The sequence below is a fragment of the Altererythrobacter sp. Root672 genome (assembly GCF_001427865.1).
In the GTDB taxonomy this organism is placed as follows: Bacteria; Pseudomonadota; Alphaproteobacteria; order Sphingomonadales; family Sphingomonadaceae; genus Croceibacterium_A.
In genome coordinates this window covers 1,948,022-1,971,686 of the sequence record NZ_LMHH01000001.1, presented here as the reverse complement: position 1 = coordinate 1,971,686, position 23,665 = coordinate 1,948,022, and the positions used below count along the sequence as shown (strand labels likewise).

At 62.0% G+C, this 23,665-nt stretch carries 17 protein-coding genes, 1 tRNA gene and 2 pseudogenes; 14 read left to right on the top strand and 6 right to left on the bottom strand.

Annotated features, from left to right (window positions below; genetic code table 11):
* Positions 1 to 69 precede the first annotated feature (69 nt).
* The 12 genes and pseudogenes from ASD76_RS09540 to ASD76_RS09485 all read left to right on the top strand — a co-directional run bounded on the left by ASD76_RS09540 (position 70) and on the right by ASD76_RS09485 (position 12,978).
* Positions 70 to 1,776 carry an amidohydrolase gene (locus ASD76_RS09540; protein WP_055921716.1) on the top strand — a complete coding sequence of 569 codons (1,707 nt, stop codon included), beginning with the start codon at positions 70 to 72 and terminating at the stop codon, positions 1,774 to 1,776.
* 110 nt (positions 1,777 to 1,886) lie between these two features.
* On the top strand, positions 1,887 to 3,518 hold the full coding sequence (locus tag ASD76_RS09535) for an amidohydrolase (RefSeq protein ID WP_235506602.1): 1,632 nt from the start codon (positions 1,887 to 1,889) through the stop codon (positions 3,516 to 3,518).
* 231 nt (positions 3,519 to 3,749) lie between these two features.
* Positions 3,750 to 5,237, top strand: coding sequence for an aldehyde dehydrogenase family protein (locus tag ASD76_RS09530; protein WP_055921711.1), 1,488 nt, complete (start codon positions 3,750 to 3,752; stop codon positions 5,235 to 5,237).
* An 18-nt stretch (positions 5,238 to 5,255) separates the two neighbouring features.
* Positions 5,256 to 6,302, top strand: a complete 1,047-nt coding sequence (locus ASD76_RS09525; RefSeq protein ID WP_055921708.1) for an AraC family transcriptional regulator — start codon at positions 5,256 to 5,258, stop codon at positions 6,300 to 6,302.
* Between the two features lie 9 nt (positions 6,303 to 6,311).
* Positions 6,312 to 7,256 (top strand): annotated as a pseudogene (gene tyrS / locus ASD76_RS09520) (tyrosine--tRNA ligase); the annotation flags it as partial.
* Positions 7,257 to 7,297: 41 nt separating this feature from the next.
* Positions 7,298 to 8,875 carry an alpha/beta hydrolase domain-containing protein gene (locus ASD76_RS09515; protein WP_156457624.1) on the top strand — a complete coding sequence of 526 codons (1,578 nt, stop codon included), beginning with the start codon at positions 7,298 to 7,300 and terminating at the stop codon, positions 8,873 to 8,875.
* 5 nt (positions 8,876 to 8,880) lie between these two features.
* Entirely contained in the window at positions 8,881 to 9,276 is a 396-nt protein-coding gene (locus ASD76_RS09510; RefSeq protein ID WP_156457623.1) for a DUF6152 family protein, read from the top strand.
* The gene (locus tag ASD76_RS09505; RefSeq protein WP_055921700.1) at positions 9,276 to 10,034 is read left to right on the top strand and encodes a hypothetical protein; all 759 of its coding nucleotides are present in this window, start codon (positions 9,276 to 9,278) and stop codon (positions 10,032 to 10,034) included. Before ASD76_RS09510 ends, ASD76_RS09505 begins: the two co-directional genes overlap by 1 nt.
* Positions 10,035 to 10,050: 16 nt before the next feature.
* A complete protein-coding gene (locus tag ASD76_RS09500) occupies positions 10,051 to 11,295 on the top strand; it encodes a serine hydrolase domain-containing protein (RefSeq protein WP_082553708.1) in 1,245 nt (414 codons plus the stop codon).
* Between the two features lie 67 nt (positions 11,296 to 11,362).
* Positions 11,363 to 12,011: pseudogene (locus tag ASD76_RS09495) on the top strand (CoA transferase subunit A).
* On the top strand, positions 12,011 to 12,328 hold the full coding sequence (locus tag ASD76_RS18840) for a DUF5076 domain-containing protein (RefSeq protein ID WP_055921697.1): 318 nt from the start codon (positions 12,011 to 12,013) through the stop codon (positions 12,326 to 12,328). Before ASD76_RS09495 ends, ASD76_RS18840 begins: the two are co-directional and overlap by 1 nt.
* Positions 12,328 to 12,978 (top strand): CoA transferase subunit B, encoded by a 651-nt coding sequence (locus ASD76_RS09485; protein WP_055921694.1) that lies wholly within the window; start codon positions 12,328 to 12,330, stop codon positions 12,976 to 12,978. The genes ASD76_RS18840 and ASD76_RS09485 overlap by 1 nt, the downstream gene beginning before the upstream one ends.
* Positions 12,979 to 13,350: 372 nt before the next feature.
* Here ASD76_RS09485 and ASD76_RS09480 read toward each other — a convergent pair whose 3' ends face one another.
* From ASD76_RS09480 to ASD76_RS09460, 5 genes are all read right to left on the bottom strand, one after another.
* A complete protein-coding gene (locus tag ASD76_RS09480; protein ID WP_055921691.1) occupies positions 13,351 to 14,223 on the bottom strand; it encodes an ATP-binding protein in 873 nt (290 codons plus the stop codon).
* Positions 14,216 to 18,187, bottom strand: a complete 3,972-nt coding sequence (locus tag ASD76_RS09475; protein ID WP_055921687.1) for an NACHT domain-containing protein — start codon at positions 18,185 to 18,187, stop codon at positions 14,216 to 14,218. The genes ASD76_RS09480 and ASD76_RS09475 overlap by 8 nt, the downstream gene beginning before the upstream one ends.
* A 510-nt stretch (positions 18,188 to 18,697) precedes the next feature.
* A tRNA-Thr gene (locus tag ASD76_RS09470) sits at positions 18,698 to 18,773 on the bottom strand.
* 19 nt (positions 18,774 to 18,792) lie between these two features.
* Entirely contained in the window at positions 18,793 to 19,677 is an 885-nt protein-coding gene (locus ASD76_RS09465) for a hypothetical protein (protein ID WP_055921684.1), read from the bottom strand.
* Between the two features lie 22 nt (positions 19,678 to 19,699).
* Entirely contained in the window at positions 19,700 to 21,013 is a 1,314-nt protein-coding gene (locus ASD76_RS09460) for a replication-associated recombination protein A (protein WP_055921680.1), read from the bottom strand.
* Positions 21,014 to 21,103: 90 nt separating this feature from the next.
* On the opposite strand from ASD76_RS09460, the gene ASD76_RS09455 reads away from it, so the two are divergent.
* Both ASD76_RS09455 and ASD76_RS09450 read left to right on the top strand, forming a co-directional pair.
* Positions 21,104 to 21,769, top strand: a complete 666-nt coding sequence (locus ASD76_RS09455; RefSeq protein ID WP_055921677.1) for a PadR family transcriptional regulator — start codon at positions 21,104 to 21,106, stop codon at positions 21,767 to 21,769.
* A gap of 72 nt (positions 21,770 to 21,841) precedes the next feature.
* Positions 21,842 to 22,285, top strand: coding sequence for a hypothetical protein (locus tag ASD76_RS09450; RefSeq protein ID WP_055921675.1), 444 nt, complete (start codon positions 21,842 to 21,844; stop codon positions 22,283 to 22,285).
* On the opposite strand, the gene ASD76_RS09445 is transcribed toward ASD76_RS09450, so the two are convergent.
* Positions 22,221 to 23,432, bottom strand: a complete 1,212-nt coding sequence (locus tag ASD76_RS09445) for a glycosyltransferase family 4 protein (RefSeq protein ID WP_055921672.1) — start codon at positions 23,430 to 23,432, stop codon at positions 22,221 to 22,223. The two genes, ASD76_RS09450 and ASD76_RS09445, sit on opposite strands and share 65 nt — an antisense overlap.
* Between the last annotated feature and the right edge of the window lie 233 nt (positions 23,433 to 23,665).

Genomic DNA, 23,665 nt, shown 5'->3' with positions numbered 1-23,665 from the left:
TCTCCGGCGGGACGCTCCGCGTCCCGCCAACCTGCCTCGCCCTGACGGCCTCGCACACTGGACAGAACCATGAAAAAGATTGCTCTCGCCCTTGCCTGCACAATCCTGACCTCGACGCCGGCCCTCTCCCAACCAGGGCCGGTGCAGCAGTCCGCTCAGCCCACGCCGGCGGACACCATTATCACCAATGGACGGATCTACACGCCATCGGGCTGGGTAACCTCGCTGGCCATTTCGCACGGCGCGATCGTCGCGGTGGGCGATTCAGCGGCAGTTGAGCGGCACCGCTCGCCAACCACCCGGGTGCTCGACCTTCAGGGCAAGACGGTATTGCCGGGCCTCCATGACATGCATGTCCACCCGGGCGGCGCGGGCATGGAGCAGTTCAGCTGTCAGCTGCCCCATGGTTCCAGCCCGCAGCAGATCTTTGACATCACGGCAGCGTGCGCGAAGAAGCTCAAGCCTGGTGAATGGGTGCAGGGGCGCGCGTACCAGGCCGATTCCTTCGGGGACACGCCGCCGCACAGGTCGATGCTCGACAAGGTCGCACCGAACAACCCAGTGATCTTTAGCGACATCAGCGGCCACAGCAGCTGGGCCAACTCTGCCGCGCTCAGGATCGCCGGGATCACCCGCGATACGCCCAATCCTCCGGGCGGCATCATCGAGCGTGACGCGAACGGCGAGCCCACCGGCGTGCTGCGCGAAAGCGCCGCCGGTCTGGTCTCCGCGAAAGTCCCGCCACCGTCTGCCGAACAGCAGCTGCTGGCCCACAAGTGGTCAACGGATCTGATGCTCTCGTTCGGCATCACTGCTTTCGATGATGCAGGTGTCTCGCGCTCGGGGGCGATCGCCTATTCCACGCTGGCGGATCGAGGCGAGCTCAAGCAGCGCGTTCGAGGTTGCATGTGGTTCCGGGACGCGAGCCTCATCAATGATCGCATGCTCTATGCGCGCGACCGGTTTAGCCCGACCTGCGTGAAGGTCGTCCTCGATGGCGTGCCGACCGATGGCCATACGGCTGCAATGGTCGAGAACTACGTGCCTTCACCGCACCTCCACGCTGACGAGGGCCGCGAAAAAGGCATGCTGCTCGTGCCGCAGGATGAGCTCAACCGGATGGTGACCCAGTACGATGCCATGGGTCTCACGGTTAAGTTCCATGCTGCCGGCGACGCCGCCGTGCACGCCGGTCTCGACGCGATTGCAGCTGCGCGCAACACCAACGGCTTTTCGGGCTCCTATCACAACGTCGGACACAACAGCTTTGTGCAGATGGACGATATCCGACGCGCCCGCTCGATCGGAGCGGCGTTCGAGTTTTCGCCTTACATCTGGTACGTGTCCCCGATCATCGGCGACATCCGCAAGGCCGTCGGCGAAGAGCGGATGAAGCGCTGGATTCCGGTCAAGGATGCGCTCGACGCCGGCGCACTGTCGGTCCCGGGCTCGGACTGGTCGGTGGTGCCATCGGTCAATCCGTGGATTGCGATTGAAACGCTGGTCACGAGGCAAGTTCCTGGCGGCGGCGGCGAGGCGCTCGGGGCAGAGGAACGCATCACCCTCGAGCAGGCAGTCGACATGTTCACCCGTGCTTCTGCCCGCCAGATGAACATGGATGCCTCCACCGGCACAATCGAGCGCGGCAAACTCGCCGACCTCGTCGTGATCGACCGCAACATCTTCGAGGTTCCGATCACCACGGTTCACGACACCAGGGTGCTGCGCACCTTCATCAACGGCGAGGAGGTCTACACCGCGCCTGCTGGCAATTGAGCCTGCGGGACAGCGACAAGTCATCAGATGGGGCTGCCATGAGAACGATTGTACTTGCGCTCGGCTTACTGCTTGGGTCGGCCACTCCTGCGACCGCGCAGCTCAATGGCATGCTGGAAGAGGTCGAACCGGCTCCGGCAGATACCGTCCTGGAAAATGGTCGGATCTACACGCCGAATGGCTGGGCCAGTGCTTTGGCGATCTCGAACGGAGCGATCGTGGCGGTGGGGGAAAACGCCACGGTCGCGCCCCACAAGCGGGCCTCGACCCGTGTCATCGATCTCCACGGCGCCACCGTGCTCCCGGGTCTGCACGACATGCATGTCCACCCCATTGGTGCGGGCATCGATCAGTTCCGGTGCGCGATCCCGCATGGCGCGACGCCACAGCAGGTTTTCGCCGTCACGGCTGCCTGTGTGGCGAAGTCAAAACCAGGTGAATGGGTAACCGGACGGGCCTATGAAGCCGCGTCGTTCGGATCCACACCACCGCACCGGTCGATGCTTGATGCGGTTTCGCCGGACAATCCGGTCGTCTTCGAGGACATCAGCGGACACAGCAGCTGGGCCAACACCGCAGCACTCAAGGTTGCCGGGATCACCCGGGATACGCCGAACCCTCCAAACGGCGTGATCGAACGGGACGCCCGGGGCGAGCCCACCGGCATTCTGCGCGAAAGCGCAGCGGGCCTCGTGCGTCGGCATGTGCCGCCGCCGAGCCGGGAACGGTACCTCGAGTCACTCAAGTGGTCGCTCGATCTGATGGGTTCCTACGGGATCACGTCCTTCACGGATGCGGGCCTGAGCACTCCCGGTGCGATTGCCTATGCGACGCTCGCCGATCGGGGTGAACTCAAACAGCGCGTCTGGGGCTGCATGATCTTTCGCGAGACGGACCTCATTGCCCAGCGCATGTTCTATGCCCGCGACAGGTTCAGTCCGACCTGCGTCAAGGTGTTCCTCGATGGTGTTCCGACCGACGGACATACGGCCGCGCTCCTCGAGGACTACGAGCCTTCGGCACACGGCGATGACCATCAGGGACGCGAGAAGGGCATCCTGATGATTCCCCAGGACGAGCTCAACGTGATGGTCACGCGCTTCGATGCGATGGGACTGACGGTGAAGTTTCATGCGGCGGGCGACGCCGCCGTGCGGGCCGGTCTCAACGCGATCGAGGCGACGCGCAATGCCAACGGGTTTTCCGGCTATTATCACAATGTCGGACACAACAGTCTGGTCCAGCCTGACGACATCAAACGGGCGCGTTCGATCGAGGCCGCCTTCGAGTTCTCACCATACATTTGGTATCCGTCGCCAATCATCGGAGATATCCGCAAGGCCGTCGGCGAGGAGCGGATGAAACGTTGGATTCCCGTCAGGGAGGCGCTCGACGCCGGCGCGCTTTCGGTTCCGGGATCGGACTGGTCAGTGGTACCCTCAGTCAATCCGTGGATCGCCATCGAGACGCTCGTCACTCGGCAGGTCCCGGGCGGCACAGGCGAGGTCCTCGGGGCACAGGAGCGCATCACCCTCGAAGAGGCGATCGATATGTTCACCCGCGCTTCTGCCCGGCAGATGAACATGGATTCGGCGACTGGCACGATTGAAACGGGCAAGCTCGCCGACCTGGTTGTCATTGACCGGAACATTTTCGAGGTTCCGATCACCACGGTTCACGACACCAGGGTCCTGCGCACCTTCATCAACGGCGAGGAAATCTACACCGCGCCACGGGACTGATCGCCGCGGCCGGCCCGTCCTCCAGTTCGTGGCATCTGCTGCCTTGCGACCTTTGGCTCCGGGCAGGCGCAGAAGGGCGGCGCCAAACGCAGCGTGAAGGGTAAACCTGTCGTGGCGTTTGACTGAAAATATCAATTTTATGACTGCAAATATCAACAGCTGATCGGCAGGATTGGGCCATTCTGCGACGACGCAGCGAGTTGGTCAGCCGCGCGTCATTGGGGAGAAAACATGCCCGGCATCAGTCTTTCAGCCGAGGTCAGGCAGTTTGCTAGCGCGCCGTCGGCCCTTTTTATCGACGGCGTCTTCGCGAGGGGTTCGGGAGACCCTCTGACTCTCCTTGATCCTGCGACCGAGGAAGCAATCGCCCGCTTCCCGGAGGCGAGCCCCGCAGATGTTGAAAGGGTGGTGGCGTCCGCCGACCAGGCCTTTCGGGACCGGCGCTGGACGGGATTGAGGCCGGCCGACCGCGAACGCATTCTCCTGCAGTTTGCCAATCTTGTCGAACAGCATGGCGAGGAACTGGCGCAGCTCGAAACCTGGAATCAGGGCAAGTCGATTGCCATCGCCAGGGCGGTCGATGTCGGGGCTTCGGTTGAATACATGCGCTACATCGCCGGGCTCGCGACCAAGACTACCGGCCTTACACTCGACCTATCGATCCCCGTCGTGCCGGGCGGGCGCTACCACGCCTATACCCGGCCGGAACCCGTAGGCGTCGTCGCGGCCATCGCACCGTGGAACTTCCCGATGATGATCGCGCTGTGGAAGGTGATGCCTGCGCTTGCGGCGGGCTGCACGGTGGTGCTCAAGCCGTCCGAGTTCACGCCGTTGAGCGCCTTGCGGCTCGCGGAACTGGCGATCGAAGCGGGTGTCCCCGCCGGCGTATTCAACGTCGCCGTCGGACGCGGCGCGACAACGGGGACTGCGCTGGTCGGTCATCCGGCCGTCGCAAAGGTAAGCTTCACCGGTTCGACCGCGACCGGCAAGCAGATCGGCCGGGCTGCGATCGATCGCATGGCACGCTTTTCGCTTGAACTAGGCGGCAAGAACCCGGCCATCGTTCTGGCGGACGCCGATCCCGCCCGGATCGCCCCGGGCCTGCTCGGTGCCGCGTTCCTCAACAGCGGCCAGGTCTGTGCGTCTTTGTCGCGCATCTACGTCGAGCGTCCGGCGTACGAAGGTCTGCTTGAGGCCCTTCGGGAGGCGGTCAAGGCCATGACGATCGGACCGGGCCTTGACCCGGCGATGCAGATCAATCCGCTGGTCTCGGCCCAGCACCGCGACCGGGTCAGGGAACGGATCCGCGAGGCCGGCGCGGCCGGCGCCACGGCAATCAGCGGAGCAGCGGTCCCATCAAGCGGCTTCTACGTTTCGCCGACGCTGGTTACCGGCGCGGGGTCGGATGCGGCGATCCAGCGCGAGGAGGTGTTCGGGCCCGTGCTGAGTGTTACACCGGTCGACAATGCGGACGCGGCCGTCCAACTGGCAAACGACTCTCCCTACGGCCTTGTCGCCAGCATCTGGTCGAATGACCTTTCCCGCACGATGGACCTGATTCCGCGCATCGAGGCCGGCACCGTCTACGTGAACACGCACGTACCGGTCGATCCAAACCTTCCATTTGGCGGATACAAACAATCGGGTCTGGGACGCGACTTCGGGCCTGACGCGCTTGCACCCTACACAGAGATCAAGTCTGTGTGCGTGGCCTACTGAGCTGATTGGAAAGGGGTCATGAAAGTCGCAGTTGAACCCATGGTGTCAGTGCTGGTGGCGAGAGAACTCGTCGAGCGGCTGCGGGAGCTTGGCCTTCCGCTCGGCAAGCTGCTCGCCTCGGTGGACATCAAGCCCTCGCGCCTCGAGGATGTGAACGACCACATACCCTTGCGAAGCTACGTCGCCCTGTTCGAGGCGGCCGCGGAGTTTTCGAAGGATCCGCTGATTGGTCTGTCTCTGTCGGCCAGCGCCGGGCCCGAAACGCTGGGAGCTCTGGGCTTTCTGGTCCTCAGTTCCGATACGCTCGGCCAGGGGCTCGCCAATCTCTGCCGCTACGTGTCGGCGGTGCAGGACGCGACCGACAACGCGGTGGAAGTGGACGGCGAGCTCGCCTCCATTTCCTATCAGATCCGGGATGACCGGATCTCCCCACGCCGCCAGGACGCAGAATACTCGCTGGGCGTCATCATCCGCCTGATCCGGGCCTATGCCGGCGGACGATGCGATCCTGTCGAGGTCCACCTCGAACATGGCCCCGAAGGGCCGCGCCGCAGGTACGAGCACGCCTTCTCCTGCCCGGTCTATTTTCGACAGACCCGCAATGCGGTGATCGTGAAGTCATCGGATCTCACGATCCGCTCGGTAGCGCTGAGCGATGCCCTCGCCGTCATTCTCGAATCGCAGCTACGTGACCGTCTGGAATCGAAGGTCGGAGTGCAGAGCTTCGGCGATCGGGTGGTGGGCGCACTGACGCCGACATCGATCCAGCAGAAGGTGAGCTTCGCTCGGCTCGCGCAGGAAATGCGCGTCTCGCAGTCCACGCTCTATCGCAGGCTCAACCTCGAGAAGAAGTCGTTCCAGGGCCTGCTCGACGACCGGCGCGAAGCCCTCGCCAAGAGGCTGCTGGCTAATAGCCGCATGAGCATCGCCGAAGTTGCCTCGGCGCTGGGTTATGCCGAAAACGCGAGCTTCACCCGGGCATTCCGGCGTTGGACCAATCTCAGTCCGCGGCAGTTCCGAGACGGTATCCGCTATGCCGACGGCAGCGGACTCCGGGCAGGGTAGGCGAGGGACATGCCCATCTACTCGTCCGACCTGCTGCGGCTGCTCGATGAGCGCGGCTACATCCATCAGGTGACCAACGCCGAGGGGCTGGACCAGCTCGCGAGTCAGGAGATCGTGCCCGGCTATATCGGGTTTGATCCGACCGCCCCCTCATTGCATGTCGGGCATCTGGTGTCGATTATGCTCCTGCGGCGACTTCAGGAAGCCGGCCACAAGCCCGTTGTGTTGATCGGCGGCGGAACGGGGAAGATCGGCGACCCCAGCTTCAAGGATCAGTCCCGCAAACTGCTCGATCTCCAGACGATTCACGCAAACATGGCCTCGATCAAGGGCGTGTTCGAGCGCTTTCTCCGGTTTGGCGACGGACCAACCGATGCGGTGATGGTCGACAATGCCGACTGGCTGGACAAGCTGGACTACCTTCCGCTGCTTCGCGATGTCGGCGCGCACTTTACCATCAACCGCATGATCAGCTTCGATTCCGTCAAACTGCGTCTCGATCGCGAGCAGGCGCTGACGTTTCTCGAATTCAACTACATGATCCTACAGGCCTTCGACTTTCTGGAGCTGTCGCGTCGGGCCGGCTGTCGTCTTCAGCTCGGCGGCTCTGACCAGTGGGGCAATATCGTCAATGGTATCGAGCTGGCGCGGCGCCGCGACGGTATCGAGCTCTTCGGCTTGACCACGCCGTTGCTGACGACCGCCGACGGGCAGAAGATGGGCAAGACGGTCGGCGGGGCCGTCTGGCTCAACGGGGACATGCTTTCGCGGCAGGACTACTGGCAGTTCTGGCGCAACACCCACGACGATGACGTCGGGCGCTTCCTGCGATTGTTCACCGATCTTCCCATGGCCGAGATCGAACGGCTCGAGCGCCTGCGCGGCGACGAACTGGGCACCGCGAAAGCAATCCTTGCAGACGCGGCTACTGCGCTTTGCCGAGGCGTTTCTGCTGACTCGCTGCCTGATGCAGACCCGACACAGGTAACGCTCCGGTGAGAACCGGGCTATTTCAGACCCTCGCTTTCGTCACAGGTCTCGCGGTCGGGACGGCTGCTGCAGCGCAGGTCACCTCGGTCACGGGGCCGGTCCCGATAGGGCCGGACAGCGCCGTGTACGGGACCGCGGAATTGCCAGGCGCACGCTTTTCTACGCCGCTCAAACCTTACGGCTACGTGGAGGAGGAGTACTTCATCAGCGGCACCGCCGCCGCCTACCGGCACGGCGTTTCGGGACCTGAGGCGATCAGTGCCCGGCTACCCTACACAACACGGATCGTTGTGCGCCGCCCGTCGGATCCCGCCAGATTCAGCGGGGTCGTGCACTTCGAGCCGATCCATCCGTCCGGCGGTGTGACCTTCTCGTGGCTGGCGATGGACCTGTACATCATGTCCCGCGGCGACATCTATGTCGCGGTTGGCCTCGGAGACGCGGATGCAGGTCACTCGGGCAGTCCGAAATATCCCAACCAGACCGCGCCGGTAGGCGCGCACAAGGTTGCCCGGTGGTTCGATCCCGAACGCTACGCCGCGCTCGAGTGGCCCGCGGAAGAAGGCATTCGCTGGGAGGTGATGAGCGACATCGGACGCAAGCTGCGGAGCGGCGATCCTGACAGTCCGCTCCGGGGTCTGGATGTGCGCGCCGTTATCGTGAGCGGCTGGTCGTATACAGGCAGCCTCCAGCGTACCTTCATCAACGAGGGCTTTCATGACCGTGCGCGCTTGCCGGACGGCAAGCCAGTGTTTGACGGCTACCTCATCGGTGTATCCTCGCAGTGGAACCGGCCCGGTTATCTCCCGCTGCACAACGACGAAGAATTCGTGCCCATCGGTGATCCTCGACGGGATCTGAGAGTCACCGATGCGAAGGTGATCGAGTTCCTTACCGAGGCCGAGGTCGAGCTGGGCGCCGGAGCCAGTCCGCCGGAGCGCGACGGTCCTCTGGGAGGCTATCGCCTCTACGAACTGGGCGGGGTTATCCACGTCGCTAGCCTTGTGGATCCGAGCATTCCGTTCAGCGAGGAGCCGGCGCTGACGCAGCTCGCGCGACGGGGTTACCCGAAGGAAATGATCCCCAACGATCCGGTTTTCCGCTGTTCGCTACCCCAGAGCGACGTCCCGCACGGGGCCTTCGTGCGAGCGGCTGTCGAGAATCTGCGAGTGTGGATCCTTGAGGGCCAGGTGCCGCCGCACGCGAAGCCGCTCGCATGGGACGATGGCAAGCTTGCGCGTGACGTGACCGGCAATCCTGTCGGCGGCATTCGGCCTGCCGAGTTCGAAGTGCCGCTCGCGCATTACGGTCGTTACACCGGTTCGGCGCTCGCGAACTGCAGCGACGAGCGTCAATATCCGTTCGTCTTCTTCCTGCGGAACGAGCTGTCACCGGACGAGCTTGTCCGGCGGTATGGCACGCCCGAGCATTTTCTCACCGCCTATGGCCAGGAAGTGGACAGGCTGGTGAAGCAGCGCTGGCTGCTGCCCGAAGACGGATTGCGGCTGAAAGCCAATGCACTTGAAGACGCAGCCCGCCAGTTCGGGAGATCTGTCGATAGTTGGGCGCTTCCGGGAGGGTGAAGTAAATGCTGACTAGGTGGCTTTTGCCGTTCGTCTCGCTCGTGGCCTTCGCTGGCGGCGCGGCGCAGGCCCATCATTCGTTTGCTGCCTTCTTCGATCCGGCGGCTGAAATCACCCTCAAGGGTACGGTCACTGCTTTCCGCTTCACCAATCCGCACGGGACTATCGCATTCGACGTGCAAGGGGCGGATGGCAAAGTGGTCCACTGGCGGGCCGAAACCAATGCTCCGGTGGTGCTTGTGCGCAGAGGGTGGAGCCGCACGAGTCTAAAAGCGGGCGATGTCATTACGATCGAGGGCTGGAAAGCTCGCGATGGCAAACCCTATCTCCGGCTCAAGCGTGCGTATGATGCTAGCGGCAAGCTAATCGGCACAGCCGCCTTCAGCACGACGGAGGACTGATGCGCCGGCTCATCCTCGCTTTCGCGACTCTGGCGTTGGGAGCCTCACCTGCCGCGGCCGGGCCACCGGACCTCACTGGCTTTTGGAACCTCGATTTCGGCCCGTTGCGTCCCGAAACGGGAGCCCTGGTCGAGGCGCTGCCGCCGGACACCGTGGTTCTCGCGGATACCGGCGTCCCCGAGTTTCCCGAGAACGAGTATGGCGGACTCAAGCTGAAGCCCGAAACCCTCGCCCGCGCCGCGGCGTGGAAGCCGGCCGATGAGATGACTCTCGCGCGCGTCTGCGCTGCGCCCTCGATCGTCTATGCGATGCAGGGTCCGTTCCCGTTCGAAGTCTATCAGTCCGATGCAATGATCGTCTTCAGGTACGAGTATTTCGATCAGGTTCGGGTGATCTTCATGGACGGACGCGATCATCCGCCCGCCAATGCGCCTCACTCCAAGGTGGGCCATTCCGTCGGTCATTGGGAAGGCGACGAGCTGGTGATCGACACCACCCATTTGCTCGCCTCGACCATCACCAACAACGGGCTCGACCACTCCGATCATGTCCATATGGTCGAGCGCTATCGCAAGCTCGACGACCACACGCTGGCTGTCAGCCAGTGGTTTGAGGATCCCGAAGTACTCGACAATCGCGGGGCTCGGATCATCCAGTGGAAGAAGCAGTCCGGGCAATACGTGCTGCCCTATGACTGCGATCCGAGCATTGCCATCGAGTATCAGCAGATCGAGGGCAGCGATGAACTTGCGAAGTGAAGCGGGACCACAAGCGATGACACTATCGGACCAGTTGCACCAGGTGAAGCGACGTCACCCGGGGAACGCGCTTGCTGCCGCGCTCCTCGTCGCATTCCTCTCCTCCGTTCCTGCCACTGCCCAGGACACCGCGCCGCAAGGTGGTCCTTCGCCGGCCACCGTAGCCATGCGCTGGCAGTGGCTTAATCCGGAGATCAACAGCTTCACCTTTCGCGAAACCGACAAGGTGTTTGAATCGCGTCCGGTCAAACGGGAAGGCCCGGTGTGGGATCTGGCGCGTGGTGACGCGATGACGATGCCCGCCATCGAGTTCGGCGGCGAGGTGCGCAACTACGAGCGCTTCGCGGAAGATACGTTCACAAACGCACTGCTGGTGATGCGTGATGGACGGATTGTGTTCGAGGACTACCGCAACCGGTCCGACGCCCAGACGCAGTTCATCTCATTTTCGATGGCCAAGACGATCACTGCAATGCTGGTCGGAGTGGCGCTGGAACAGGCAAAGATAGCTTCACTTGATGATGCAGTGACCCGGTACCTGCCAGAACTGACGGGCAGCGGCTATGACGGGACGACGATACGCCAGCTTCTGCAAATGCGCTCGGGCGTGGACTACGAGGAGCGTTACGACTTTGGCGACAACCCCAGCTTCGCTGGGAAGCTGCATGAGCAGGCAATCGTACTCAACCGGATGCGTTTCGCCGATGGCGCGCGCGAAACCAGTCGCGCTCACACACCGGGAAGCCGGTTCAACTATTCGACGCTCGATACCTTCGTGATCGGCTGGGTTCTGGAAAGAGCCACAGGCCTGTCGCTCGCCTCCTACACCGAGCAATACCTGTGGGCTCCGCTCGGAGCCGAAGCGGATGGCTTCTGGCTGGCCGACGGGCCCCCGGGCGTGGGCCGCGAACTGTCGGGAATGGGCTTTAACGCGGTGTTGCGCGATTTTGCGCGGCTGGGTCAGCTGATGCTGGACGGCGGTCAGCGCAACGGACGGCAAATCCTGCCGGCTGGATGGGTGGATAAGATGGCGCGGATGACGCCAACCGGAGGTCCGATGCCGGGCTACGGGCTGTTCACCTGGCAGATTGACGACGAGCCCGGTGCGTTTTCAGCTGTCGGTCTGGCGGGCCAGTTTATCTATGTCCATCCGCAGAGCAGCACCGTGATTGTGAAACTGAGCCATTATCCGCCGGCCGAACCCCCAACTTTGCTGCCCGAAACACGCGCATTCTTCAAAGCGGTCGCGCATACCCGATGACGTCTGGCCACTGGCAAGGGCCGCGCCGGAGTGCTGGCGTCCGGACTGACCCGCGGTCAGCCCGCCCATGAAGAAGCTCTACCCCGACGCCGCCGCCGCCCTCGACGGGTTGCTACGCGACGGAATGCTGATCGCCGCCGGCCAAGAACCTGACTTTCGCCAGCAACAACGCCGGGATCGACAACGAAGGCATCGGCAAGCTGCTGCGCACCCGCCAGGTGAGCAAGATGATCAGCTCCTATGTGGGCGAGAACAAGGAGTTCGAGCGTCAGTACCTCGCGGGCGAGATCGAGGTCGAGTTCTGCCCGCAAGGCACCCTGGCCGAACGCATGCGGGCCGGGGGCGCGGGCATCCCGGGATTCTATACCAAGACCGGCGTCGGCACCCTGGTGGCCGAGGGCAAGGAGTTGAAGGAGTTCGACGGGGAAGAGTACATCCTCGAACGCGGCATCTTTGCCGACCTGGCAATCGTCAAGGCATGGAAGGCGGATGAGACCGGCAACCTCGTGTTCCGCAAGACCGCGCGCAACTTCAACCTGCCGGCCGCGACTTGCGGCAAGGTCTGCGTGGTCGAGGTCGAGGAGATCGTCCCGACCGGCAGCCTCGACCCCGACGGCATTCACCTACCCGGGGTCTACGTGCAGCGGATGATCGTCGGCGCGCCCTACGACAAGAAGATCGAGTTCACGACCACACGCGAGAGGGAGGCAGCATAATGGTGGCCTCTGCGCACAAACATGCGATCAGCATCGATACGGCGCGACCTAAGGATAGTTCGGTTGAAGTAGCCAGGCTTTGGATTGAGGACCGGGGAACCGCCACTTGTCTGATTGAACCTGGTCGCCTTGCGGAGCCCGAAATGTTCGGAACGCTGATGGTTGACGCCATTCGGGAGGCCGCCAGAGCGTTTTCTTGCCATGACGGCATCCCCGAAGAGGAAGCATGGAACCGGATCTGGACCGGTGTGGAAGTGGAGCGGAGGCGTTCCGTGTCTCCAACGAGGGTGGTTCTGGTTTTCGAGGAAGCGCACTGATGTCCTGGACCCGCGACCAGATGGCCGCCCGCGCAGCGCTGGAATTGCAGGACGGGTTCTACGTCAACCTCGGCATCGGCATCCCGACCTTGGTCGCGAACCACATTCCCAAGGGGATGGAGGTCACGCTCCAGTCGGAGAACGGCATGCTCGGGATCGGGCCCTTCCCGTATCCGGACGAAGTCGACCCCGACCTGATCAACGCCGGCAAGCAGACCATCAGCGAGCTGCCGCAGACCGCCTACTTCGACAGCGCGGCGAGCTTTGCGATGATCCGCGGCGGCCATATCGACCTCACCGTGCTCGGGGCGATGGAAGTCTCCGAACATGGCGACATCGCCAACTGGATGATCCCTGGCAAGCTGGTGAAGGGCATGGGCGGGGCAATGGACCTGGTCGCCGGGGTCAAGCGGATCATCGTGGTGATGGAGCACAACGCCAAGGACGGCAGCCCCAAGTTCATCCCCGAATGCACGCTGCCGCTGACCGGCAAGAGTGTGGTCGACATGATCGTGACGGACCTCGCGGTGTTCCACCGCTCCGACCACGCGAGCCCGTTCCGCCTGATCGAGCTCGCCCCGGGCGTCAGCGCGGAAGAGGTGGCGCTCAAGACCACCGCCAATTATTTGGGTCCGGAACGCTTGACCTAATTGCGGCGCGCCTGCCTTGAAGGCCCCACTCTCTACCACTTTTCTCCAAGGAAATCCGCCAACCGATGACCGACTTCGCTGTTCAGGATGGTTGAAAACGGCCTCACCTATAGAGGTAAAACGGCTGCCCTTAGCCGCTTGCGAACAATCCCGTTTCAGAATGCCGCAAGCGAAACCCGCCTAGCAGCGTAACGGCCGAGCTTTCACACGCCAACTAATGCCAAGTGTGAAAATCGGAGGTTCGCGAAGCTGTCACCAAGGTTGAAGCGCACCTGAGTTGAGCGTTCCAAGTTGGAAGAACGCCAAAAGTCCAAAGCCATGGCCGATGAAGCGTGTCGATGGAATCGACCTAAACCGATGCCCGGCTGGCACTCAGCTTGACGCGGCGTTCGCTGACGCATGCCACCTTTCGAAAAACCGTTCTAGCGTCAGCCTTTCATAACCGCCTGGCTGGTCACAAACACCCTGATGAAGCACGTACTGGTGGGTTGCACCAATCTCAATCACACCAGCCCAAAATCCTTTCGATGGGCGCTTGTTTTCGCCCATCCCGATTTCGATTGCCCAGCAGGGAACTCCATCGGGCCAGCGCAGGACAAGATCGATTTCATCGTCAGCGTGTCGCCAGATCGTGGCTCTTGCACCACGCCCCGGCCCATGCATCAGAGTTTGGATTGCCAGTCCCTCCCAACTTCGGGCGAAATGTCCTCGGCCCGGTGAAGCTGCTTCGACCCATTTCGGGTTGAACAGGCGGTGCAGGACCCCGGTGTCACGTAAGTAGTACAGGTCGGAGCGTCCATTGATGAGCGGTTCGAACGGGAGTCTGAAGATCATATCGCGGTCCACGAGGGAATCGATCACCGCTTGGAAGGTTTGGTCGTCCCACCCTGTTTTTTGGCACAGCGTATCTAACTGCCGGCCATTGTACCGAGCTAAGAGCCGAAGAAACGCATCTTGATCGATTTCGACGCCGCGCTTCGTTCTTGCGGGCAGCGCAAGAAGTCCGTTAGCAATGAGTCCGTCCAGGAAATCTCTGCTTCCTTGATCGGTGTCGGCGTTGAGGCTCCTAAGATAACCACCCCGACGCCAATGGGTCGCAAAATCGAATGTAGTAACCTGCGGCCTGGCCTCGTCGACATCTTGGACCGTGCCGGGTTCGGGAAGGTCAGCGAAAGGCGGCTGCCAATTCCACGGTTCGATCCGGTCAGGTCCTGGGCTGTTGGTTCGCCCTAACCGGTCAGCCACGCGACAAATCGAGGACCTTAACCTTTAGTCTCCCGTCTCCAGCCGCTCGGCTGGCTTGCGCCAGCGCTGCCTCCAGTTCCGCCGGACTTCCCGGCGTCGGGATACGCAATTGGCGAGGCGGTCCCTTCAGTCGTTTTCCGGCTTCGCCAAACCAAAGAACGAGGAGTACGCCGTAGCCTTCAGCGCGGTGATCAATTGCTTGCTGCGCCGCGAGCTGATCGTCGGCTGCGCGCCACAAATCGTCATGCCACTGCCCCTTAACCTCAATCGGGAGATGCAACTGACCGTATTCGCAAGCGATGTCGCCTTCGCGATCCGAGCCGAGGTGTTTTTCTGGATTAAACTGGATGGACTGCTCGTGGATGCGCAATGCATCGATCAACCGGTCGCGGCAAAACTCTTCGTCCTGAGGCATCTTGCGATCATCGCGATAAAATACCGCCCAGATGTCCGTGTCGCTGCTCATGATGCGGGCTTGGACCTGGGCGAGCAGATCGAGGACCTTGGCCTGCAAGTCAGGGAGGTTTTGTGGCGGTCCATCTGAAAGGATGGCCTGCAAGTTATCTACGGTGACGATCGCCCTCGACTGCTCGGCACGGGTCCGGCGGTATTCAGCTAGGACCGCGAGGATCCTTTCACGATAACCGTCTTCAACCTGCGCAAGCGACGCGAGGAGTTCTGCCGGCTCGTCAGTGGTATCGCTGCCTATCCTGTCGATGAGCCTACGAATGGCTTCGGTGGCATCCCAGGCGTTCGTTTCGCCCATTGTCACTCGATCAGGCCGCTCCCGAACTGGAAATGTCTCGCGGAAATGTTGGACAAGCCAAGCTGCAAGGCGGATTGCGACATGATCGGCGCCGTCCTGGTATTGTCGCCGCCCACCCAACCGCGAGCGGATTGCCCAAAAAAGGCCGGCGTCGAGCTTCGCGAGTTCCGCCACCTGCGACGCGTAGGCGTTGAAATCAGAAATGAGTCCAACGGCCTGCCAATTTCGGCGACGTTCATCGTTCAGACTTTTCATTCGCAGGCGGCGCTTGACCAACGGGGCAATTTTCGCCGGATTATCGGGAAGCAAAACGTCGATCAGTTCAGCTTCGGGCCGCTCGTGCATATAGGGAAAGCGTTGCAGCCACTCGTCGGCCAGCTCCTCCACCAACTTCGGAAAGGCTTGCCGTCCGTTATGGAGCAACTCGTAAAGGCCGCTCACATGTTCTGATTTTCGGGCCAGTGAAGGCTCAACGAGTAGCTTCGCATATTCCTCGAAGGCAGAAGGATTCGCGATCAGAGCCGCCCACACAGCGGCTTCCATCGGTTTCCACTCGTCGCCCGACGCCACGTGATTGGAGATATGCAGCTGCGCCGAGATGAGCTGATCGGTTGTCAGACTGCCGACACTTCCCGTTTGCCTCACCCGCTCGGCGAGGGCCGCGATCAACACGTAGCTCGAGTTCCAGACGCGGCTTCGACCGTAGTCCTTGGCCACAAGGGCGGCATTTGGATACGGCGGCAATGTGTTGAGATAAGACTCAAAACCTCGAAAGACCGTAGGTACCAGTTCCGGACCGCAAAGTGCGTCCAGCCGGTCCTGTGCCGTCTTTAGGTCGCGCAGGTCAGAATATCGGCCCAGGTATGCGTTCGCCACCTGGGAGAGTATTCCGAAGCGACCTTGCTCAAGGGCCGGAACGTCCTGCGCCAGCCCCTCCCGATACGCTGTCCAGCGCTTCTCTTGTTCGACCAGCCAGCGCGCGTGACGGGCCTCGTCCTCCAACTGCCACCCAGGCTTCTCCGGGTTGATCAGCTTGTCAAAATATTGCTCGTGCTCGTCTCTCGATGGGAAAAAGCGAAGCGCAGCACGTCGAGTGGCCTGCCCCTCGGTTTCAGTGTGCCGTGTGAGGCGCATGAACTCGAACCGTAGCTCGTGGTTCGTTGGCACTGCTTCGAGAAGTGCTGCAACGTCAGCATCGTCGGGCTGAAGTGCCGGGTTCAGCTGAGCGAGCCTGTAGTTCAGGAGAAAAAGGGTGGCGTCCGTTGCGCGCAACAACCAAAGCTGCTGAATTTGACGACGAACATCATCATTCGCAGCAAAGTATGCCGATATTTTCTTGTCGTCATCGCTTTCAGAGCCCCGCCGGGCAAACGCATCGAGCCAATGGAGAAGGCGCTTCGGTTTGACCTGCCCGAGGCCGAGCTGGCGAGAAATTAATGCATCGCCGAGATTGACTATGTCGAAGGACTCGATGCTCCGATGCTCAGGCAACAAGGCCGTGGCATAGTCTGCCAGAACGTCGAGAATATTTGCGATACGCTCATCCGGGATGTCGTAGCGATACCTCCAGACCCGCGCGGCCATGTTATCGTCGCCCTCTTGTGGGACCGCGCATACTGAATGGCCGCAGGTCGCGAAAATTGTCTGCACGACCTGCTCGTCATCGAAATGCTCAATCCCAGCATCGAGGATCATACCTGCGGCGAGGCGGGTCGCGTCATGAGTGCCTTGGTACCTAAGTCCGTCGACGAAACTACGAAGCTGGTCCGTGGCGAGGTTGCCGACTAAAGCCTCGGCAACTTGGTCGCGAATGGCGTAAAATTCCTTCCGGTCAAACGCTAGCTGTTGCAATTTGGCGGACACCGCTGGATCAAGCTTTTTGCCTTTGAATTGCCGTGCAAGCAGGATCCGAAGGCGGCCAGAACGCGACGGGTCGAGGACAACGCTTAAGGTCTCTGACTCAAGCGAATCTCGGATAAGTGATTTTGCCCTGAAGTCGCCCCAGCTGGCGAACCAAGGGTCGTCTTGTGAAAGTCTCTCAAGAGCGGTGAGCAGCGCGCGCGCTTCAATCTCGTTCAGAATATCTGCGTCGCCATATTCGATGATGGCCATCGGGTCGGTGGCAATCGCCCTAAGCGCCAGGGTGGAATTGCTGGCCAGCCAAGCAAACAGGCCGCGAAGGCTAGCCGGAACAATTCCTTCCACGGTAAGTGAGGCGAACAGTCGCTCAGACACACTTACGCTGCCTGCATGCTTCGCAAGCCACCGTGCGCCGAGCCATTCGCCAATTCGACGATGAGAATAAGTTAGCCGCTCGCTGTCGCCGCGATATGTCACTGTAAGGCGATTGCCGGATAAGGTGGTCCAGTCGGCGAAGCCCGGCAGAGTTCCGAGTTCAGCTATACGCAGGTCGTCTGCGGAGAACTCGGCACCTGGCTTTGCCAGAGCTGACTTGCCGGACAAGATCAGCGCGGCGAACGCTGCGCCGAGTGTGTCCAGCGCCGCCTCCCGCGAAATCTCTCGATTGCGCTGCCTCCTCACGGGATTCATGTCCCGGAGGGATAGCTCAACGTAGGCTTCAAACAGTTCGGAAGTCGTCTTCGGCAGGTCCCCACTTTTCGCGACGTCGGCCAACATGATAAGAGTCTGTGGGTTGCCCAACCACTCGCGAAAGCCGCGCGAATGATAGATGGCAATTACCTCGACCGCGCGTTCACGCCCCAATTGTTCAGTGAGAAAGTCGGCGATCTGCGCTTCGTCAAAAGGCTTAAGCCGCAGTTCTAGCGGAGGATCACCATACGTTTCGGTGATAATGGATTTTGCGGTCGCGGCTTGCCAATCCTCCGAACGACAAGCCAATACGAACCGGTCCACTGTAGCTTGTTCGAGTCGACCAAGGATTTGATCAACAACCCCACCCTCCGCAAACGCAGGTGCCTCATCTAGCGCATCAATCAGAACAAGCGAGTTGCCCGCCAGCAGCTCACGTGGGTCACTCGCGCCGATGAGCCGTCGCGCAGTAACCCACTTCCCGTTGGCTTTGCCAAGCTCCTCCAGGAGGCGACTCTTTCCCATTCCTGCTTCACCCAGGACGACAAGATTCTCGGGCCGTTGGAGCAGCTCTGTATGGGCGATCACGGCAATCGCGCCGTCAACACTATAGACGAGGTTGCGAGGTATGAAGGCGGGGACGGTCACTCCTTCAACTTATGCGGACGCTTCAAAATTGCACTAGGATGTTGGGCTGGCGTCCCGATCTGTCCACAACACCATTCTACCTCGGCATTAGGATGATCGGCTTCAAGTCGTGATCCTGGCGCCTCGTTCCGTCGCGGTTTGATTGCAAACCGACTCCCGCGTTTCGCCCAAGTGGACCGACGCGCCTCTAGTCAGTGAGCAGGGCGGACATTCCTCATTGGGGAGGTGGAAGCCACGTTGAACGACCGGCATGGACGCATAACGGACATTTGTTCGCTAAGAAGTGAGCATCTGTGTCGATTCGTTCGCGGATCGACCGCCCTGAAAATGGGGCGGTGCTTCGCGGCGATCTTGGACCGAGTCCGTGCAGACCATCGTTAAGCAGGACGCTGCGAGTCCGAACAGTGCCGCCTATACGAAGGCAATCGATACCTAGCTGGTTACCTTTTGCGGAGTGACAACAAATTTGTTACCTGCAAAGTCCAGTAAGCATCTAATTATAAAAGATAATGGTGCCGGCTACAGGATTCGAACCCGTGGCCCCCTGATTACAAATCAGGTGCTCTACCAACTGAGCTAAGCCGGCACTTCGAAGTGCCTTTGCTTCAAGCGACGCCGAAGGTCCAGCCTTCGGTTTGCGCAATTTGCGGAGTGAGCGTTTCGGGCGACCACAATTCCGGCCGCTCGGCGTTGGAGCGGATCCAGGCGGCCGTAATCAGGGCATCGGCCTTGTGGTCGTCGAGCGGCACGCGCTGACGCCACGGTTGGCTGCCGAGAGCGGCTAGGGCGAGGTCGAGCGAAGCGCGGTCGCGGATCTTCGAGGCGCCGGCTCGGCGTCCCGCGGCCAGGGCGGCGATGGCGGTGTAGATTTCCACCACCGCGGAACCGGTTGGCGGGAGCGGGTCGATTGGCCAGACGGGCAACCTGCGATCGAGCCTGTGGAGCAGGCGCATGCCGGTCAGGCTCGACTTGCCCACTTGCGCGGCGCCGACAAGATTGAAGTTGCTGTAGGGCTTGCAGCCCATACGCTCCTGCGCCTCTTCGGTGAGGCGGAAACGGCCCCGCCGATGGGTGGCGGCGGAGTGGTGGAAGTGCGGTCCTTCGCGGCCGCCATGGCGGCGGAAATAGCGGCTAGCTACGGGGTCATCGACGAAGCTCGTCGCGCCCAAGTGTGGATCGCCGCCGCAGAGATGATCGATCAGGGCCCATAGATCGCGCGCTGTTCGCGGGCTTTCCTCCCAGCCGGGAAAGAAGGCCCCGCAGTCAGTGAAGGGTAGCGAGATACCGAGGTCGAGACCGACGAGAGTGTCATCGGGCAAGTCGTCGGTAAGCCATTGCAGGACCTCAAGCCGGGACCATGTGTGGCCCGGCCTGACCAGCTTGGGTGCTTTGTCGCCGACCGAGCAACTGGCCACGGCGATCCCCCGCTGCCGCTCGCCCGCCGCGCCCGACCAGTCGATCGCGGTGAAATGGCGAAAACGGGGGCTCACTTGTTCCGCTTGCGCACCGGTTTCATCGCTCCTGCCGGCGCTTGTCCCACCACTCGATCCGCTCCTTCACTTGCCGTTCGAACCCGCGCTCGACCGGTTCGTAGAAGGTCTGCGGCTCCATCTCCGCGGGCCAGTAGTTGTCGCCCGAAAAGCCGCTCTCGGCGTTGTGGTCGTAAGTGTAGTCCTTGCCATAGCCGATGTCCTTCATCAGCTTCGTGGGCGCATTGAGGATGTTTTGCGGCGGCATCAGGCTGCCGGTATCCCGCGCGCTCTTCCAGGCAGCCTTCTGGGCCATGTAGGCCGCGTTAGATTTGGGCGCGGTGGCGCAATAGAGGCAGGCCTGCACGATCGCGAGTTCGCCCTCGGGCGAGCCCAGGAAGTCGTAGGCGTCCTTGGCGGCAATGCACTGGGTCAGCGCCTGGGGATCGGCGAGGCCGATGTCCTCGCTGGCGAAGCGGGTGATGCGCCGCAGCAGGTAGAGCGGCTCCTCACCCGCCACCAGCATTCGCGCGAGGTAGTACAGCGCTGCCTGGGGGTCCGAGCCGCGCATCGATTTGTGCAGCGCCGAGATCAGGTTGTAGTGGCCCTCGCGATCCTTGTCGTAGACCGCCACTCGGCGCTGTAGAAACGCGCCGAGTTCTGCAGGTGTCAGCGGTTCGGGGATATTCGCCGAATAGAGCGTCTCCGCCTGGTTGAGCAGGAAGCGGCCATCGCCATCCGCTGAAGCGACCAGCGCCTCACGAGCATCTGCCGTGAGGGGAAGGGGGCCTTCCAGCACCTCCGCGCGGTCGAGGAGCTTGCCGAGTGCAGTTGGGTCCAGCCGGTGGAGGATGAGGACTTGCGCCCGGCTGAGCAATGCCGCGTTGAGCTCGAAGCTGGGGTTCTCCGTCGTCGCGCCGACCAAGGTCACGGTGCCGCGTTCGACGAAGGGCAGGAAGCCGTCCTGCTGCGCGCGGTTGAAGCGATGGATCTCGTCCACGAAGAGCAAGGTCCGCCGTCCCGCCAGCTGGGCCACTTCCGCCTCGGCGAACGCCTTCTTGAGGTCGGCTACACCCGAAAACACCGCGCTGATGGCCACGAACCTCATACCAACGGCATCGGCCAGGAGGCGGGCGATACTGGTCTTACCGGTGCCAGGTGGCCCCCACAGGATCATGCTTGAGAGGCGGCCCGCGGCGACCATCCGGCCGATAGCGCCTTCCGGTCCCGTCAGGTGCTCCTGCCCAATCACTTCGTCCAACGAACGCGGGCGCAATCGGTCGGCCAGCGGCGCGTCGGCACGCGGCTCATCGGCGGGCGGAGAAGTGGGTAGATCGTCAGCAAACAAGTCGGCCATCGGCTACAGATAGACATTGGTCGACGCAGGGGCGACTTGAATTTTCGGCTGTCTAAGATATATCGTGGAATATCGAATGGAGGATCAATCATGATCTACGCAGATTGCGATTTCGGAGACGGCCGCGAGTGGAAAGCCATGGCTGACAAGTGGGGCAAGGTGCGCTGGGGCGGGCCGGGCGGACCCTTCGGACCTGGAGGTCCGTTCGGGCCGGGCGGTGTCTTCGGTCCTGGCGGAGTCTTTGGCCCCAAGGGTGGCCCATGGGGGCCGGGCGGACCGCGCCGGCATGGACGTGACCGCAAGTTCGGCCGTGACGAACAGCGGCTGATGCTCCTGTCGCTCATCAAAGAGCAGCCGCGCCACGGCTACGACTTGATCAAGGCGATGGAGGAACTGTCGGGTGGGCATTACTCGCCAAGCCCAGGAGTGATCTATCCGGCGCTTTCGTTGCTGGCTGACGAGGGTCTCGTGGTCGAACAGCAGAGCAACGACCAGCGTCGCAAGTTCGCCATAACGCCGGCCGGTGAAGCCGTGCTCGAAGAAGAGGCAGAGGCAGCCGCCCAGGCAATGGAGCGTCTGACCGGTCTTGGCGAAAAGGCCGAACGCCATCGTTCGCCTTCGATCGAGCGCGCGGCTTTCGGGCTGTTCACCGCTGTCGGACAGCGCATGGCCAACAGCGGCGGCAAAGACGAAGACCTGCCCCACCGGATTGCCGAGATCCTCGACGAAGCGGCGCAGAAGATCGAGCGGCTCTAGAGCAGCCGATTTCTCCCTTCCGCAGGCGTGTGATACACTCTTCGAGTGGTCGCGCCTGTGGGAGGGACTGCTATGGCAACTGTTAGCCCGGTAAAGACGCCGAAGCACTTGTGGCTGGTCGGCATCGTCTCGCTGTTATGGAACGCTGTCGGGGCGACCGACTATACCATGACGGCGCTAGGCAATACCGCCTATCTCGAAAGCATGGGCTTCGGGCCTGAGGAGCAAGCCTGGGTCGCTGCGTTTCCCGCTTGGGCAGTGGCCGTGTGGGCGATTGGAGTGTGGGGCTCCATCGTTGGCTCGATCTTGCTGCTGATGCGTTCGCGCCATGCCGTAACGGCGTTCATCGTCTCGGCGTTGGGAGCTGTTGGCAGCTTTGCCTATCAGTTCACGTCAGACAGGCCGGCATCGATGGAAGGCGGCGGGGCAGTCATCATGCCGGTCGTAATCATCATCCTGATCGTTGCGCAGTGGTACTATGCGCGGCGGATGGCCGCTGCCGGGGTGCTGCGCTGACCAGGGCCTTGCGCTCTGCAAGCCGCACATAGAGGTCGGCAACAGAGCCGTTGATCGCGTCCCAGGAGTAGGTGCGGCTACGAACTTCGCCCGCCGATCCATGCTTTTGCCGCAGGTCTGCGTTTCGGATGTAAGTTTCGACCACCTCGGCGAAGGCGGTAATATTGCCCGGTTCGACCAGTCGCCCGGTATCTCCGTCGACGACGAGGCTGGTGCTGCCCGTCGCTCTGGCGGCGATAACCGGCAAGCCTGAGGCCATGGCCTCAAGCGTCACGTTGCCGAATGTCTCGGTGACCGAGGGGTTGAGCAGCATGTCCATGCTGGCCACGGCCCGGCCAAGATCGCCGGCGGTAAGCATCCCCGCAAAGATGGCGCCAGGTACCCGCTCGGCAAACCAATCGTGTGCCGGTCCCTTACCGATAACGAGCACCTTGTGAGGCACGCCCTGGCTGCGCAGGCGGGACACGGTGTCGGCAAAGACGTCGAGACCTTTTTCCATGACCACCCGGCCGAGGAAGCCGACCACGACGTCGTCGTCCTCGATGCCCAGCGAGCGGCGCCATTCGAGATCGCGGCGACTGGGATCGAAAATGTCGCGATCGACGCCGCGTGACCAGATTTCGATGTCGCTGCTCATGCCTTGTTCGCGCAGCACCTCGGCCATGCTCTCCGACGGCGCGACCAGGGCGTCACAGCGGTTGTAGAAGCGCTTGAGGATCCTCTCGAGCCAGGGTTCGGCGAAGGCCATGCCGTAGTAGCGCGGATAGGTCTCGAACCGGGTATGGACCGAGCCCAGTACCGGGAGGTGACGCGCTTCGGCCCATCTGAGCGCTGCGTGCGCCGTCGGATCGGGCGACGCGAGGTGCAGTACTGTGGGAGCGAACTTTGCGAGATCCGCCGTGTTCTTCGCTGAAAGCCCGAGCGGAAAGCGATATTCACTGCGGAATGGGATCGGGACCGCGGGCACACCAACGAGATCCCCGGTGGGGGCGAAAGCGGGCTGGGGCACGACCGGCGCGTAGACGCGCACCGCGGCACCCTGCCTCAACAAAAAGTCTACCAGGCGGTTCAGAGCCTGGTTCGCGCCGTCGCGGACATAATTGTAGTTTCCGCTGAACAGGGCGACGCGCAGATCGGCAGTGTCCATCGAGGCCCCCTAAGGCTTGTGTTGCGCTCCGGCAATGCTGCTTTGGCCAGAGGGGGGCGCAGGAACGGCAAAACTCACTGTCCACTACCGTGGCAGGAAGGCAACATAAGCGGTTGCGGTTGTCACTAGCTAGGTGGCCGGTAATTGTGTGGTTACCACCGTGGCCTTAAAGGGGGAGCTGCCCGTGTGACCGTAAACAGCGGCGCCCGCGCAGGGAGATGGGAGACCACCTA